Raw genomic sequence first — 13,161 nt, forward strand, 5'->3', positions numbered from 1 at the left:
ATTAAGCTACCGCTTTTCTATTTTTACCAGTCTTCATTAAACCATCATAATGTTTGTTTAACAAGTATGAATTGATTTGTTGAATAGTATCTATTGCAACACCAACCATAATTATTAATGAGGTACCTCCAAAAAACATTGCCCAAGATTGTTGTACATCCATAATACTTACAACAATAGCTGGGAACACAGCAATCAAAGCAAGGAATAAAGATCCTGGGAAAGTTATTAAAGACATCACTTTATCAAGGAAATCAGAAGTTTCTGCTCCAGGACGAACTCCAGGAATAAAACCGCCGCTTCTCTTTAAATCATCAGCCATTTTGTTAGTAGGTACAGTGATCGCAGTATAAAAGAATGTAAATACAATAATTAAAGTTGCAAAAACAAAATTATACCAGAAACCAAACATATTACTAAATGCACCAACAATAGATTGTGATGTATCTGATTTAGACAATCCAGCTACAGCCGCAGGAATAAACATAATTGCCTGAGCAAAAATAATTGGCATAACTCCAGAAGCATTAAGCTTAAGAGGAATCCATTGTCTATTACCTCCTGCCAAATCTTGCTCGTAATCTCCTGTAGTTGTACGACGAGCATACTGAACAGGGATTCTACGTACTGCCATTGTAAGCAATACACAAGAGATGATAACTAATAACCACACAATAATTTCAATAACTAATAACATTGGACCTCCATTGTTATTGGTAACACGAGTTGTAAACTCTTGGATAAAAGCTTGTGGTAAACGAGCTAAAATACCAACCATAATTAACAATGAAATACCATTTCCAATACCTTTATCTGTAATTTTCTCACCCAGCCACATAGCAAAAATTGTACCAGTAACCAAAATGATAACAGACGAGAACAAAAATTCAGGAGAATTAAAGCCTAGCAAAAATGCATTACTAGGCAATGTTCTGTATAAATTATAGATATAAGTTGGACCTTGAACCAATGTGATAGCGATTGTCAACCAACGAGTGATTTGATTAATCTTTTTTCTACCACTTTCCCCATCATTTTGAAGTTTTTGTAAATATGGAATCGCAATCCCCATCAACTGAACAACAATAGACGCAGAAATATAAGGCATGATACCTAAAGCAAAAACTGAAGCCTTAGAGAAAGCACCCCCGGTGAACATGTCTAGGATAGATCCTAAACCATTTTTAGTTTGTCCCGCTAAACCAGTCAATTGCGTTGCGTCAATTCCAGGAAGCGTAACGTGTGCTCCAAAACGATATACTAAAAGTAATCCTAATGTAATTAAGATTCTATTCTTTAGTTCTTCGATTTTCCAAACATTACTTATTGATTCAATAAATTTCTTCATCTTAATAGATAAGTTATATAGTTACAGCCTCTCCACCAGCAGCTTCAATAGCAGCTTTTGCAGTAGCAGTAAATTTGTGGGCAGTTACTTTTAATTTTGCTTTCAATTCTCCTCTACCTAAAATCTTAACGATTTCATTTTTAGTAGCTAGACGATTTGCTACGAACTCTGTCATAGAAACAGAATCAGTAATTGCACCGTTATCAACTAATAATTGAAGAGTATCTAAATTAACACCTTCGTATTCTTTACGATTGATGTTTTTGAAACCAAACTTAGGTACACGTCTTTGAAGTGGCATCTGCCCTCCTTCAAAACCAATCTTCTTAGAATAACCAGAACGAGATTTTGCTCCTTTGTGTCCACGTGCAGCGGTACCACCTTTTCCAGAACCTTCTCCTCTACCTAATCTTTTATTTTGATTGTGTGTAGATCCCTCAGCAGGTTGTAAGTTACTTAAATTCATAACAGTATTTGTTATTTAGTTTCTTCAACAGAAACTAAGTGTTTAACTTTGTTTATCATCCCAAGGATAGCAGGATTTGACTCATGCTCCACAACTTGTCCAATTTTACGTAGACCTAAAGCTTCCAACCCTCTCTTTTGAGAAAGAGGACAGTTGATTTTGCTTCTTACTTGTTTTACTAATAATTTAGCCATAATTTCCTGAATTAACCTTTAAAAACTTTCTCTAAAGAAACACCTCTCTGTTTTGCAACAGTATGAGCGCTTCTCATTTGCAATAAAGCATCAAAAGTTGCTTTTACTACGTTATGTGGATTTGATGATCCTTGAGATTTAGACAATACATCGTGAATACCTACTGACTCAAGAACTGAACGAACAGCTCCACCAGCAATAACTCCAGTACCATGAGACGCTGGAATTAAGAATACGCGTGCACCACCAAATTTACCTTTTTGTTCGTGAGGAACAGATTGTCCATTTAAAGGAATTCTAACTAAATTTTTCTTAGCATCTTCCACTGCTTTCGCAATTGCTTCAGAAACGTCTTTAGATTTTCCTAATCCATGACCAACTACTCCATTTTCATCACCTACAACTACAATAGCAGAAAAACCGAAAGCTCTACCACCTTTTGTAACTTTAGTAACACGATTAACACTAACTAGACGATCTTTTAATTCAAGACCACTAGGTTTTACCAATTCTACATTTTTGTATTTAGACATAATATATTAGAATTTAAGTCCAGCGGCTCTTGCGCCTTCTGCTAATGATTTAATACGCCCGTGATATAAATATCCACCTCTATCAAAAGTGATGGTATCAATCCCAGCTTTTAACGCTTTCTCTGCAACTAGTTTTCCAACAGCAGCAGCTACTTCAACGTTAGTACCTTTTCCTATTTCTTTTTCTCTAGAAGATGCAGCTAAGATAGTAACTCCATTTACATCATCAATAATTTGAGCGTAAATTTCTTTATTACTTCTAAAAACAGAAAGTCTAGGTCTTGCAGCAGAACCACTAACCGATTTTCTAATTCTGAATTTAATTCTCTGTCTTCTTTCAGATTTTGTTAATGACATAATCTTATATTTTAAGCTGATTTACCTGCTTTTCTTCTTAATACTTCACCCACAAATTTAACACCTTTTCCTTTGTATGGCTCAGGCTTACGGAAACCTCTGATTTTCGCAGCTACTTGACCTAAAAGTTGTTTATCAAACGATGTTAATTTTACGATAGGGTTCTTACCTTTTTCAGATACTGTTTCTAAAGATACTTCTGGAGCAATTTCTAAAACAATATTGTGAGAATATCCAAGAGCTAAATCTAATTTTTGACCTTGGTTTGAAGCTCTATAACCTACTCCAACTAATTCTAGTTCTTTTGTGAAACCTTCAGAAACACCAACAATCATATTATTGATCAAAGATCTAAATAATCCGTGTTTTGCTCTATGGTCTTTATGATCAGACGATCTTTCAACTAAAACTTGATCGCCTTCAACAGTTACATTTACGTCCGAAAACTCTTGTACTAGTTGACCTCTTTTTCCTTTTACTGTAATAATACCGTCTTTAACTTCAACAGTTACACCAGCAGGGATTACAATTGGGCTTTTACCTATTCTTGACATCTTTATCTAGTGTTTAAAATTAGTATACGTAACAAATTACTTCACCACCTACATTTAATTGCTTTGCTTGTTTTCCTGTCATCAAACCTTTTGATGTAGAAACAATCGCAATTCCTAATCCGTTAAGGATTCTAGGTAATTTGGCAGCACCTGCGTACTTACGTAAACCAGGTTTACTAATTCTTTGGATATCTTTGATTACAGGCTCTTTAGTATCTTTATCATACTTTAAAGCAATTTTGATAGAACCTTGAACTGTGTTCTGCTCAAATTTGTAACTTAAGATATAACCTTGATCAAATAAGATCTTAGTTATCTCTTTTTTAAGATTAGATGCTGGAATTTCAACAACTTTGTGGTTTGCAGCCACAGCGTTACGAACTCTAGTCAAATAATCTGCAATAGGATCTGTATACATATGTATTTGATTGCGATTATGGTTTTCGGGAGATACTCATCTCCCGAACCTTTAATCAATTAAAAATTATTTTTTGGTTTGCAAAAGTAATAACTTATTGCCAGATTACCAAGATGCTTTTTTAACACCAGGAATTAATCCATTGTTAGCCATTTCACGGAAAGTTACACGTGAAATACCGAATTGACGGATGTAACCTCTAGGTCTACCTGTTAACTTACAACGGTTGTGTAAACGAACTGGTGAAGCATTTTTAGGTAATCTTTGTAAACCTTCATAGTCTCCAGCTTCTAATAAAGCTTTTCTCTTTTCAGCGTACTTAGCTACCGTTTTCTCTCTTTTCACCTCGCGGGCTTTCATTGATTCTTTAGCCATGTCTTAATTCTTTTTAAAAGGTAATCCTAATTCAGCCAATAATGACTTTGCTTCCTTGTCTGTTTTTGCAGTAGTAACAAAAGTAATATCCATTCCTGAAATTTTGTTTACTTTGTCAATATCAATTTCTGGGAAAATGATTTGCTCTAAAACTCCAAGATTGTAGTTACCTCTTCCGTCGAATCCAGTAGCTTTAATACCACCAAAATCTCTAACACGTGGTAAAGCAGAAGTGATAAGTCTATCTAAAAACTCATACATTCTTTCTCCACGTAAAGTAACTTTTGCTCCAATAGGCATTCCTTTTCTCAATTTGAAAGACGCAACGTCTTTCTTAGAGATTGTAGAAACTGCTTTTTGTCCAGTGATCTTTGTTAACTCATCAACTGCATAGTCAATAAGTTTTTTATCAGATACAGCTGCACCAACTCCACGGCTCAAAACGATTTTCTCAAGTTTAGGAACTTGCATCACGTTTGTATATCCGAACTCTTCTTTAAGAGCAGAGATTACTCTACTCTTATATTCTTCTTTTAGTCTAGGTGTATATGCCATTACTATAGTACTTGATTAGATTTTTTTGAAAATCTTACTTTCTTATCTCCTTCTACTCTAATACCTACTCTAGTTGTCTCCTTAGTTTTAGGATCAATTAAAGCAATGTTAGAAATTTGAATAGAAGCTTCTTTCTTAACGATACCACCTTGAGGGTTTTTAGCACTTGGTTTAGTATGTTTAGAAACCATGTTTACACCTTCAACGATCGCTTTGTTTTTTTCACGGTAAACACGTAAAACTTTACCTTCAGCCCCTTTATGGTCTCCAGCAATAACTCTTACGATATCTCCTGATTTTATTTTTAGCTTTATCATCTTAAAACGAATTAAAGCACTTCTGGTGCTAATGATACAATTTTCATGAATTGTTTTTCACGAAGTTCTCTTGCTACCGGACCAAAAACACGAGTTCCTCTCATTTCCCCTGCAGCGTTCAAAAGAACACATGCATTATCATCGAAACGGATATAAGAACCATCAGCTCTTCTCACTTCTTTTTTAGTACGCACAACAACTGCAGTTGAAACAGCTCCTTTTTTCACGTTTCCGTTTGGAGTTGCATCTTTGATAGAAACTACAATTTTGTCACCAACAGAGGCATATCTTCTTTTAGTACCTCCTAAAACACGAATAGTTAAAACTTCTTTAGCTCCCGTGTTATCTGCTACTTTTAGTCTTGATTCTTGTTGTACCATAATTATTTAGCTCTTTCTAAGATTTCAACTAATCTCCAACATTTTGTTTTACTTAAAGGACGCGTTTCGCTAATTCTTACAGTATCTCCAATGTTACAGTCGTTTGTTTCGTCGTGTGCAACATATTTCTTAGTTTTCAACACGAACTTACCGTATAATGGGTGTTTTACTTTTCTTACTTCCGAAATAACGATAGATTTATCCATCTTATTTGAAGTAACAACACCTATTCTTTCTTTTCTTAAATTTCTTTTTTCTTCCATCTTTCAGCAGAATACAATTATTGTAACTCTCTTTTAGTTAACTCTGTAGCTAATCTTGCAACTGTTCTTCTAACGCTTCTAATTTGAAGTGGGTTAGCAATTGGAGAGATTGCGTGAGCCATTTTTAGGTCAGCATATACTTTCTTAGTTTGACTAAGCTTTTCTTGCAACTCCGCTGCAGAAAGATCTTTTATTTCTGATTGTTTCATAATAAATATAAATTATGCTTCGAAATCTCTAGCAACGACGAACTTAGTTTTTACTGGAAGTTTTTGAGCTGCAAGACGCAAAGCCTCTTTTGCAACTGACAATGGAACTCCTCCAACTTCAAACATAATTCTTCCTGGTTTAACAACAGCAGCCCAATACTCAACTGCTCCTTTACCTTTACCCATACGTACTTCAAGAGGTTTCTTAGTAATAGGTTTGTCTGGGAAAATTTTAATCCATAATTGTCCCTCTCTTTTCATGTAACGAGTTGCAGCGATACGCGCAGCTTCGATTTGACGAGAAGTTAAGAACATTCCATCTTCATGTACAGATTTAATACCAAACATTCCATTTGAAAGTTCATGCCCTCTTTGAGAGTTACCTTTCATTCTACCTTTTTGTACCTTACGGTATTTTGTTCTTTTAGGCTGTAACATTTTTCTTTAGTTTAAAAATTTACTTTCTTTTACGAGCGTCTGGTTTTCCACCTTTGTTAAAGTTAGATTTGCCTCTAGGAGCATCTCCACCTTTTCCACCACCTGTACCAGATTGTTTTTTGTCCATTCCGGCAAGTGGAGAAAGTTCTCTCTTACCGTAAACTTCACCTTTCATGATCCACACTTTGATCCCCATTCTACCGTAAGTAGTGTGAGCTTCAGCAAGTGCATAATCAATGTCAGCTCTGAAAGTTGATAGAGGAATTCTACCTTCTTTGAAACCTTCCGAACGCGCCATCTCAGCACCATTCAAACGACCAGAAATCAAAACTTTGATACCTTCAGCGTTCATACGCATAGAAGCAGCAATAGCCATTTTGATTGCACGTCTGTAAGAAATACGGCTTTCGATTTGACGAGCGATGCTTGTCGCCACAAGATAAGCATCTAACTCAGGTCTTTTAATTTCAAAGATGTTGATTTGAACCTCTTTGTCAGTAACTTTCTTAAGTTCTTCTTTTAACTTGTCTACCTCTTGCCCACCTTTTCCGATAATGATACCAGGTCTAGCAGTAGTGATAGTAACGGTTACAAGTTTCAAAGTTCTCTCGATGATTACTTTTGATACACTAGCTTTTGATAAACGAGCGTGGATATACTTTCTGATTTTGTGATCTTCGGCAAGTTTATCACCGTAATCATTTCCACCATACCAGTTTGAGTCCCATCCTCTGATGATACCAAGTCTATTTCCAATTGGATTTGTCTTTTGTCCCATGCTGCTTAAGAATTGCTTTGTGTGTTATTGATAGCTCCAAGCACGATTGTTACGTGATTAGAACGTTTTCTTATTCTGTGTGCACGACCTTGTGGAGCTGGACGAAGTCTTTTTAACATCATTCCACCATCTACTCTGATCTCTTTAACAAATAATCCAGCCTCTTCTAAATTACCTTCACTATTTTTTTGCTCCCAGTTATTGATTGCAGATAATAATAGTTTTTCTAATTTTCTTGAAGCTTCTTTAGAACTGAATCTTAAAATGTTAAGTGCTCTTTCTACCTTCTGACCTCTTACCAAGTCCGCTACTAAGCGCATTTTTCTAGGTGAAGTAGGGCAGTTATTCAATTTTGCGAAAGCGATAGACTTATTAGCCTCTTTTCTCGCATCTGCTGTTTCTCTTTTACGAACTCCCATTGCTTCTTTTATTTTTTACCTTTATTTTTTGCTCCAGCATGACCTCTAAAAGATCTAGTTGGCGAAAACTCTCCTAATTTGTGACCTACCATGTTTTCTGTTACGTAAACTGGTACAAATTGACGACCGTTATGAACTGCGATAGTTTGTCCAACGAAATCCGGAGTAATCATTGAAGCTCTAGACCAAGTCTTAACAACTGCATTTTTACCACTTTCTACGTTTTCTTGAACTTTCTTGTCTAATTTATAATGAACGAAAGGTCCTTTTTTTAATGAACGTGCCATATCTTATTATTTCTTTCTACGTTCTACGATATACTTGTTACTCGGGTTTTTCTTAGAACGAGTTCTGTAACCTTTAGCTGGCAATCCGTTTCTTGAACGTGGGTGCCCTCCAGAAGAACGTCCTTCACCACCTCCCATAGGGTGATCAACTGGGTTCATCGCTACTGGTCTAGTTCTAGGTCTTCTTCCTAACCATCTTGTTCTACCTGCTTTTCCAGACACAACTAATTGGTGGTCAGAATTAGAAACAGCTCCAATTGTAGCCGAACAAGTTAACAAGATTAATCTTGTCTCACCAGAAGGCATTTTAATTGTTGCATATTTCCCGTCTCTTGCCATTAACTGAGCAAAAGTTCCAGCTGAACGAGCGATAACCGCTCCTTGTCCTGGACGTAACTCAATACAAGATATAACAGTTCCAAGAGGAATTCTGCTTAAAGGTAATGTATTACCGATTTCTGGTTGAGACTCTGGTCCAGAAACTAATTTCTGACCAACTTTCAATCCGTTTTGTGCGATAATATAAGTTTTCTCTCCATCAGCATAAGCTAATAAAGCGATAAATGCAGTACGATTTGGATCGTATTCGATTGATTTCACTGTAGCTGGAATTCCATCTTTAGTTCTTTTGAAATCAATAATACGATATCTCTGCTTGTGACCACCACCCGTATAACGCATGGTCATCTTTCCTTGACTATTTCTACCTCCTGAGTTTTTTATCGGCGCTATCAATGAGCGTTCCGGCTTATCAGTTGTAATAGCGTCATAACCATTCACAACTCTAAATCGCTGACCCGGGGTAATAGGTTTTAATTTTCTTACTGACATTTTTCTATCTTAGATATTGTTGTAAAAATCAATTGTTTCTCCTTCTTGTACTTGTACAATTGCTTTTTTGTAAGCATTTGTCTTTCCACTGATTAAACCACTTTTAGTGTATTTAGTAGATCTATCTGGTCTCACATTCATTGTGTTAACAGAAACAATAGTCACTCCATAAGCAGCTTCAACAGCTTTCTTAATCTCAACTTTGTTTGCTTTTTTGTTAACAACGAATCCGAAGCGGTTTAGAACTTCACTTTCTTTGGTTACTTTTTCCGTTACTATAGGTCTAATAATAATGCTCATATTCCTATTATTTACTTAAATTTTCTTCAATTAACTCTAAAGAACCTTCCAAAAGCACTAAATTATTAGCGTTTAATATTGCGTAAGTGCTTAATTCTGAGCTAGTTACGACGTTTGAAGCCTTTAAATTACGTGACGACAAATATACATTTTTATTTGACTCGCCCAACACAAATAAAGATTTTTTATTCTCTAACCCTAAAGCTTTCAAAACGTTAATGAAATTTTTAGTGTTTGGCGCTTCAAAATTAAAGTCTTCTAAAACTACGATATTTGACTCTTTTGCTTTGATCGAGAAAGCTGATTTTCTAGCTAATCTCTTTAAGCCTTTATTCAATTTGAATGAATAACTTCTTGGTCTTGGTCCGAAAACTGTTCCACCACCTTTAAACAATGGATTCTTAACACTTCCTGCACGTGCAGTACCAGTTCCTTTTTGTTTTTTAATCTTACGCGTACTTCCAGTCACTTCAGCTCTTTCTTTAGCTTTGTGAGTACCTTGTCTTTGATTAGCAAGATATTGCTTAACATCAAGATATACTGCGTGATTGTTTGGCTCAATTGCGAATACTGAATCAGAAAGTTGAACTTTTCTACCAGTATCTTTTCCGTTGAAATCTAATACTTTTACTTCCATTACTTCTGAATGATTACATAAGAGTTTTTGTGCCCAGGAACGCATCCTTTAACAACAAGTAGATTCTTATCAGCAACTACTTTTAAAACTCTAAGGTTTTGAATTTTTACATTTTCTCCTCCCATTCTTCCAGCCATACGCATTCCTTTGAATACTCTAGATGGATAAGAAGAAGCTCCTACAGAACCTGGCGCTCTTAAACGGTTGTGCTGACCATGAGTAGCTTGTCCAACACCACCAAAACCGTGACGTTTAACAACACCTTGGAAACCTTTACCTTTAGACACACCTTGTACATCCACAAATTCTCCTTCTTCAAAAATAGTAACATCAACAAGATCTCCTAATTTTTGTTCAGTTGCAAAATCCTGAAATTCAACGACTTTTTTCTTAGCAACAGTTCCAGCTTTTTTAAAGTGCCCTAAAGCAGCTTTAGTAGAATGTTTCTCGTTTTTGTCATCGAAACCAAGTTGCAACGCTTCATACCCGTCAACCTCTTTGGTTCTGACTTGGGTAACAACGCATGGGCCAGCTTCGATTACTGTACAAGGAATGTTTTTCCCGTTTTCATCAAAGATACTAGTCATGCCGATTTTCTTACCAATTAACCCAGACATAAATATTAATTATTAATTACTAAAATTCCCTTCAATTTGAAAATAACAGAAATTTCCAAACAGGGAGTGCAAAAGTAGACATTAAAAACGAATATACCAAACAGTTGCAAAAATTAAATCGCTCATAATCAAAATCCAAGCATCAAAACACTACCAAAACAGACCTTAATTACAACAAAATTTGAATCTATTTTTTCAATCTTTAGACAATCCAATCATAACAATTAATTAATAAAATCGCAACAAAAAAAACTCGCACCCCTTTAAAACAAAGGCTTTTACAAAAAAGTAAAAAATTTTACAAATAAAAAAAAATTAAATTTCACAAACTAAAAACGACTTTTTAAAACAAAAAAAGCGAGACAAAAAATGCCTCGCTTTTTATATAAAAAAATATAAAAAAATTATACTTTAATCTCTACTTCAACTCCACTTGGCAATTCAAGTTTCATTAAAGCATCAATAGTTTTAGATGAAGATGAATAAATATCAATCAATCTCTTGTATGACATTACTTCAAATTGCTCTCTCGCTTTTTTGTTAACGTGCGGAGAACGCAATACAGTGAAAAGTTTTTTGTGAGTTGGCAACGGAATTGGACCTGTTACAACCGCTCCAGTAGTTTTTACTGTTTTTACGATCTTTTCAGCAGATTTATCTACCAACATGTGATCGTAAGATTTTAGTTTTATTCTGATTTTTTGACTCATTTTCTTAAAATTAAGCGTTACCTTTTGCTTTTTTGATTACCTCTTCTGAAATATTAGAAGGTGTTTCTGCATAGTGAGAGAACTCCATTGTTGAAGTAGCTCTACCAGAAGATAATGTTCTTAATGTAGTTACATAACCAAACATTTCTGATAAAGGCACATCAGCTTTAATAGTTTTAGCACCATTTCTATCCCCCATGTCATTAACTTGACCTCTACGACGGTTCAAGTCACCTACGATATCACCCATGTTTTCTTCTGGAGTAATAACCTCGATTTTCATGATTGGTTCAAGAATAACAGCTCCAGCAGCACGTCCTGACTCTTTATAACCCATTCTAGCAGCCAATTCAAAAGAAAGAGCATCAGAATCCACAGGGTGGAAAGATCCATCTAATAAAGTTACTTTTAAACTATCAACAGCATACCCAGCTAATGGACCTGTTTTCATAGCCTCACGGAAACCTTTTTCAACAGCAGGGATATATTCTTTAGGAACGTTACCACCTTTTACCTCATTTACGAACTGTAATCCAACTGGAACTTTACCATCAACTTCATCAGCAGGCTCGATTCTAAATACGATATCACCGAATTTACCACGACCCCCAGATTGTTTCTTGTAAGTTTCTCTATGTTGAGCAGATTTAGTAAACGCCTCTTTGTACTCTACTTGTGGCTCACCTTGATTAACCTCTACTTTAAACTCACGTTTCATACGATCTACTAAGATATCCAAGTGAAGCTCACCCATACCAGAGATAATAGTTTGACCTGAAGCCTCATCAGTTCTTACAGTAAACGTCGGATCCTCTTCAGCTAATTTAGCTAAAGCCATACCCATTTTATCAACGTCAGCTTTAGTTTTAGGCTCAATAGCGATACCAATTACCGGCTCTGGGAATTTCATCGACTCCAAAATAATTGGACTCTTTTCATCACACAAAGTATCTCCAGTTTTGATATCTTTAAATCCTACAGCAGCTCCAATATCTCCAGCCTCAATAAATTCGATTGGATTTTGTTTGTTAGCATGCATTTGGTAAATACGAGAGATCCTCTCTTTGTTACCAGAACGAGTATTTAAAACATAAGAACCAGCATCTAAACGTCCAGAATACGCACGGAAGAAAGCTAAACGACCTACGAATGGGTCAGTAGCAATTTTAAATGCCAAAGCAGCGAACGGCTCTTTTACATCTGGGCGACGTAAGATTTTAGTTTGATCTTCTTCTAATAATTCAGCATCATCAGGATGAATCCCTTCAATACCTTCTTTATCTAATGGAGATGGTAAATATTTACAAACAGCATCTAACATGAATTGAACTCCTTTGTTTTTGAAAGAAGAACCAGCAAGCATAGGAATGATTGCCATATCGATAGTTGCAGCTCTTAAAGCATTGTTGATTTCTTCCTCTGTAATAGAGTTTTCATCTTCCATGTATTTATCCAAAAGATTTTCATCATAAGTAGCAATCTCTTCGATAAGAATAGAACGGTAATGCTTAACATCATCCACCATATCAGCTGGGATATCAACAATATCAAAAGTAGCTCCTTGAGTCTCATCATGCCATACGATAGCTTGATTTTTAACTAAGTCAACAATACCTTTAAAATCTGCTTCATCACCAATAGGTAAAGTAATTGCAACCGCATTCGATTTCAACATATCTTTAACCTGTCCGCATACAGCCAAAAAGTTAGCACCTTGACGGTCCATTTTATTCACGAATCCCATACGAGGAACTCTATATTGATCAGCAAGTCTCCAGTTAGTTTCTGATTGAGGCTCAACACCATCAACAGCACTAAATAAGAAAACCAAACCATCAAGTACACGTAAAGAACGGTTTACCTCTACAGTAAAGTCAACGTGTCCAGGAGTATCAATAATATTAAAGTGGTAAGGTAATGATTCTGGAATAACTTTACCTTGTACAGTTGGAAAATTCCAAGTACAAGTCGTAGCAGCTGAAGTAATTGTAATACCTCTTTCTTGCTCTTGAGCCATCCAGTCCATTGTTGCAGCACCATCGTGCACCTCTCCAATTTTATGTGACTTTCCAGTATAAAAAAGAATACGCTCAGTTGTTGTTGTTTTACCAGCATCAATGTGAGCAGCGATTCCGATATTTCTTGTATATTTTAAATCTCTAGCCATTTCTTACG

The 13,161-nt window shown here is 35.7% G+C and carries 23 protein-coding genes; all 23 read right to left on the bottom strand.

The features are described 5' to 3' along the window. Position 1: 1 nt before the first annotated feature. The 23 genes from secY to fusA all read right to left on the bottom strand — a co-directional run bounded on the left by secY (position 2) and on the right by fusA (position 13,153). Positions 2 to 1,348, bottom strand: a complete 1,347-nt coding sequence (gene secY, locus ACFO3N_RS14500) for a preprotein translocase subunit SecY (RefSeq protein ID WP_007803669.1) — start codon at positions 1,346 to 1,348, stop codon at positions 2 to 4. A gap of 13 nt (positions 1,349 to 1,361) precedes the next feature. Continuing rightward, the gene (gene rplO / locus ACFO3N_RS14505) at positions 1,362 to 1,814 is read right to left on the bottom strand and encodes a 50S ribosomal protein L15 (protein ID WP_095931496.1); all 453 of its coding nucleotides are present in this window, start codon (positions 1,812 to 1,814) and stop codon (positions 1,362 to 1,364) included. 11 nt (positions 1,815 to 1,825) lie between these two features. Next, positions 1,826 to 2,008 (bottom strand): 50S ribosomal protein L30, encoded by a 183-nt coding sequence (gene rpmD / locus ACFO3N_RS14510; protein ID WP_113676536.1) that lies wholly within the window; start codon positions 2,006 to 2,008, stop codon positions 1,826 to 1,828. Between the two features lie 11 nt (positions 2,009 to 2,019). Next, positions 2,020 to 2,544, bottom strand: coding sequence for a 30S ribosomal protein S5 (gene rpsE, locus ACFO3N_RS14515; protein ID WP_085949269.1), 525 nt, complete (start codon positions 2,542 to 2,544; stop codon positions 2,020 to 2,022). Between the two features lie 3 nt (positions 2,545 to 2,547). Beyond that, positions 2,548 to 2,898 carry a 50S ribosomal protein L18 gene (rplR, locus tag ACFO3N_RS14520; protein ID WP_035650451.1) on the bottom strand — a complete coding sequence of 117 codons (351 nt, stop codon included), beginning with the start codon at positions 2,896 to 2,898 and terminating at the stop codon, positions 2,548 to 2,550. An 11-nt stretch (positions 2,899 to 2,909) separates the two neighbouring features. Next, positions 2,910 to 3,452, bottom strand: a complete 543-nt coding sequence (rplF, locus tag ACFO3N_RS14525; protein WP_248728271.1) for a 50S ribosomal protein L6 — start codon at positions 3,450 to 3,452, stop codon at positions 2,910 to 2,912. 19 nt (positions 3,453 to 3,471) lie between these two features. Next, positions 3,472 to 3,870: a 30S ribosomal protein S8 gene (rpsH, locus tag ACFO3N_RS14530; RefSeq protein ID WP_008464306.1), complete on the bottom strand. Its 399-nt coding sequence runs from the start codon at positions 3,868 to 3,870 to the stop codon at positions 3,472 to 3,474. A 105-nt stretch (positions 3,871 to 3,975) separates the two neighbouring features. After that, entirely contained in the window at positions 3,976 to 4,245 is a 270-nt protein-coding gene (rpsN, locus tag ACFO3N_RS14535) for a 30S ribosomal protein S14 (protein ID WP_008464305.1), read from the bottom strand. 3 nt (positions 4,246 to 4,248) lie between these two features. Continuing rightward, positions 4,249 to 4,800, bottom strand: coding sequence for a 50S ribosomal protein L5 (gene rplE, locus ACFO3N_RS14540; protein WP_012022484.1), 552 nt, complete (start codon positions 4,798 to 4,800; stop codon positions 4,249 to 4,251). Positions 4,801 to 4,802: 2 nt separating this feature from the next. Then, positions 4,803 to 5,117 (bottom strand): 50S ribosomal protein L24, encoded by a 315-nt coding sequence (gene rplX / locus ACFO3N_RS14545; protein WP_026727873.1) that lies wholly within the window; start codon positions 5,115 to 5,117, stop codon positions 4,803 to 4,805. An 11-nt stretch (positions 5,118 to 5,128) separates the two neighbouring features. Continuing rightward, positions 5,129 to 5,497 (bottom strand): 50S ribosomal protein L14, encoded by a 369-nt coding sequence (gene rplN, locus ACFO3N_RS14550; RefSeq protein WP_007803649.1) that lies wholly within the window; start codon positions 5,495 to 5,497, stop codon positions 5,129 to 5,131. A gap of 2 nt (positions 5,498 to 5,499) precedes the next feature. After that, a complete protein-coding gene (gene rpsQ, locus ACFO3N_RS14555) occupies positions 5,500 to 5,760 on the bottom strand; it encodes a 30S ribosomal protein S17 (protein WP_012022485.1) in 261 nt (86 codons plus the stop codon). Between the two features lie 17 nt (positions 5,761 to 5,777). Continuing rightward, positions 5,778 to 5,969 carry a 50S ribosomal protein L29 gene (gene rpmC / locus ACFO3N_RS14560; RefSeq protein WP_008464297.1) on the bottom strand — a complete coding sequence of 64 codons (192 nt, stop codon included), beginning with the start codon at positions 5,967 to 5,969 and terminating at the stop codon, positions 5,778 to 5,780. A gap of 12 nt (positions 5,970 to 5,981) precedes the next feature. Then, positions 5,982 to 6,407, bottom strand: a complete 426-nt coding sequence (gene rplP / locus ACFO3N_RS14565) for a 50S ribosomal protein L16 (RefSeq protein ID WP_008464295.1) — start codon at positions 6,405 to 6,407, stop codon at positions 5,982 to 5,984. Positions 6,408 to 6,426: 19 nt separating this feature from the next. Continuing rightward, a complete protein-coding gene (rpsC, locus tag ACFO3N_RS14570) occupies positions 6,427 to 7,185 on the bottom strand; it encodes a 30S ribosomal protein S3 (RefSeq protein ID WP_008464292.1) in 759 nt (252 codons plus the stop codon). A 5-nt stretch (positions 7,186 to 7,190) separates the two neighbouring features. Then, entirely contained in the window at positions 7,191 to 7,604 is a 414-nt protein-coding gene (gene rplV, locus ACFO3N_RS14575; RefSeq protein WP_007803631.1) for a 50S ribosomal protein L22, read from the bottom strand. An 8-nt stretch (positions 7,605 to 7,612) separates the two neighbouring features. Further along, positions 7,613 to 7,891, bottom strand: coding sequence for a 30S ribosomal protein S19 (gene rpsS / locus ACFO3N_RS14580; protein ID WP_008464288.1), 279 nt, complete (start codon positions 7,889 to 7,891; stop codon positions 7,613 to 7,615). Positions 7,892 to 7,897: 6 nt separating this feature from the next. Continuing rightward, on the bottom strand, positions 7,898 to 8,722 hold the full coding sequence (rplB, locus tag ACFO3N_RS14585; RefSeq protein ID WP_008464287.1) for a 50S ribosomal protein L2: 825 nt from the start codon (positions 8,720 to 8,722) through the stop codon (positions 7,898 to 7,900). A gap of 9 nt (positions 8,723 to 8,731) precedes the next feature. Then, entirely contained in the window at positions 8,732 to 9,022 is a 291-nt protein-coding gene (gene rplW / locus ACFO3N_RS14590; protein WP_008464286.1) for a 50S ribosomal protein L23, read from the bottom strand. Between the two features lie 7 nt (positions 9,023 to 9,029). Further along, positions 9,030 to 9,659: a 50S ribosomal protein L4 gene (gene rplD / locus ACFO3N_RS14595; RefSeq protein ID WP_111379744.1), complete on the bottom strand. Its 630-nt coding sequence runs from the start codon at positions 9,657 to 9,659 to the stop codon at positions 9,030 to 9,032. Beyond that, the gene (rplC, locus tag ACFO3N_RS14600; protein WP_248728272.1) at positions 9,659 to 10,276 is read right to left on the bottom strand and encodes a 50S ribosomal protein L3; all 618 of its coding nucleotides are present in this window, start codon (positions 10,274 to 10,276) and stop codon (positions 9,659 to 9,661) included. The genes rplD and rplC overlap by 1 nt, the downstream gene beginning before the upstream one ends. 404 nt (positions 10,277 to 10,680) lie before the next feature. Further along, positions 10,681 to 10,986 carry a 30S ribosomal protein S10 gene (gene rpsJ / locus ACFO3N_RS14605; RefSeq protein WP_007803605.1) on the bottom strand — a complete coding sequence of 102 codons (306 nt, stop codon included), beginning with the start codon at positions 10,984 to 10,986 and terminating at the stop codon, positions 10,681 to 10,683. A gap of 10 nt (positions 10,987 to 10,996) precedes the next feature. Continuing rightward, entirely contained in the window at positions 10,997 to 13,153 is a 2,157-nt protein-coding gene (gene fusA, locus ACFO3N_RS14610; protein ID WP_111364460.1) for an elongation factor G, read from the bottom strand. Between the last annotated feature and the right edge of the window lie 8 nt (positions 13,154 to 13,161).

The sequence above is a fragment of the Flavobacterium chungangensis genome (assembly GCF_042654045.1).
GTDB lineage: Bacteria > Bacteroidota > Bacteroidia > Flavobacteriales > Flavobacteriaceae > Flavobacterium > Flavobacterium chungangensis.

What these genes read in the sequence shown, in the direction of transcription:
- rplE (WP_012022484.1), bottom strand. Translation starts at nt 4,800, where the DNA reads ATGGCATATACACCTAGACTAAAAGAAGAATATAAGAGTAGAGTAATC.
- rpmD (WP_113676536.1), bottom strand. Translation starts at nt 2,008, where the DNA reads ATGGCTAAATTATTAGTAAAACAAGTAAGAAGCAAAATCAACTGTCCT.
- rplW (WP_008464286.1), bottom strand. Translation starts at nt 9,022, where the DNA reads ATGAGCATTATTATTAGACCTATAGTAACGGAAAAAGTAACCAAAGAA.
- rplR (WP_035650451.1), bottom strand. Translation starts at nt 2,898, where the DNA reads ATGTCATTAACAAAATCTGAAAGAAGACAGAGAATTAAATTCAGAATT.
- rpsQ (WP_012022485.1), bottom strand. Translation starts at nt 5,760, where the DNA reads ATGGAAGAAAAAAGAAATTTAAGAAAAGAAAGAATAGGTGTTGTTACT.
- fusA (WP_111364460.1), bottom strand. Translation starts at nt 13,153, where the DNA reads ATGGCTAGAGATTTAAAATATACAAGAAATATCGGAATCGCTGCTCAC.
- rplC (WP_248728272.1), bottom strand. Translation starts at nt 10,276, where the DNA reads ATGTCTGGGTTAATTGGTAAGAAAATCGGCATGACTAGTATCTTTGAT.
- secY (WP_007803669.1), bottom strand. Translation starts at nt 1,348, where the DNA reads ATGAAGAAATTTATTGAATCAATAAGTAATGTTTGGAAAATCGAAGAA.
- rpsH (WP_008464306.1), bottom strand. Translation starts at nt 3,870, where the DNA reads ATGTATACAGATCCTATTGCAGATTATTTGACTAGAGTTCGTAACGCT.
- rplP (WP_008464295.1), bottom strand. Translation starts at nt 6,407, where the DNA reads ATGTTACAGCCTAAAAGAACAAAATACCGTAAGGTACAAAAAGGTAGA.
- rpsN (WP_008464305.1), bottom strand. Translation starts at nt 4,245, where the DNA reads ATGGCTAAAGAATCAATGAAAGCCCGCGAGGTGAAAAGAGAGAAAACG.
- rpmC (WP_008464297.1), bottom strand. Translation starts at nt 5,969, where the DNA reads ATGAAACAATCAGAAATAAAAGATCTTTCTGCAGCGGAGTTGCAAGAA.
- rpsC (WP_008464292.1), bottom strand. Translation starts at nt 7,185, where the DNA reads ATGGGACAAAAGACAAATCCAATTGGAAATAGACTTGGTATCATCAGA.
- rpsJ (WP_007803605.1), bottom strand. Translation starts at nt 10,986, where the DNA reads ATGAGTCAAAAAATCAGAATAAAACTAAAATCTTACGATCACATGTTG.
- rplO (WP_095931496.1), bottom strand. Translation starts at nt 1,814, where the DNA reads ATGAATTTAAGTAACTTACAACCTGCTGAGGGATCTACACACAATCAA.
- rplX (WP_026727873.1), bottom strand. Translation starts at nt 5,117, where the DNA reads ATGATAAAGCTAAAAATAAAATCAGGAGATATCGTAAGAGTTATTGCT.
- rplB (WP_008464287.1), bottom strand. Translation starts at nt 8,722, where the DNA reads ATGTCAGTAAGAAAATTAAAACCTATTACCCCGGGTCAGCGATTTAGA.
- rplD (WP_111379744.1), bottom strand. Translation starts at nt 9,659, where the DNA reads ATGGAAGTAAAAGTATTAGATTTCAACGGAAAAGATACTGGTAGAAAA.
- rplN (WP_007803649.1), bottom strand. Translation starts at nt 5,497, where the DNA reads ATGGTACAACAAGAATCAAGACTAAAAGTAGCAGATAACACGGGAGCT.
- rplV (WP_007803631.1), bottom strand. Translation starts at nt 7,604, where the DNA reads ATGGGAGTTCGTAAAAGAGAAACAGCAGATGCGAGAAAAGAGGCTAAT.
- rplF (WP_248728271.1), bottom strand. Translation starts at nt 3,452, where the DNA reads ATGTCAAGAATAGGTAAAAGCCCAATTGTAATCCCTGCTGGTGTAACT.
- rpsS (WP_008464288.1), bottom strand. Translation starts at nt 7,891, where the DNA reads ATGGCACGTTCATTAAAAAAAGGACCTTTCGTTCATTATAAATTAGAC.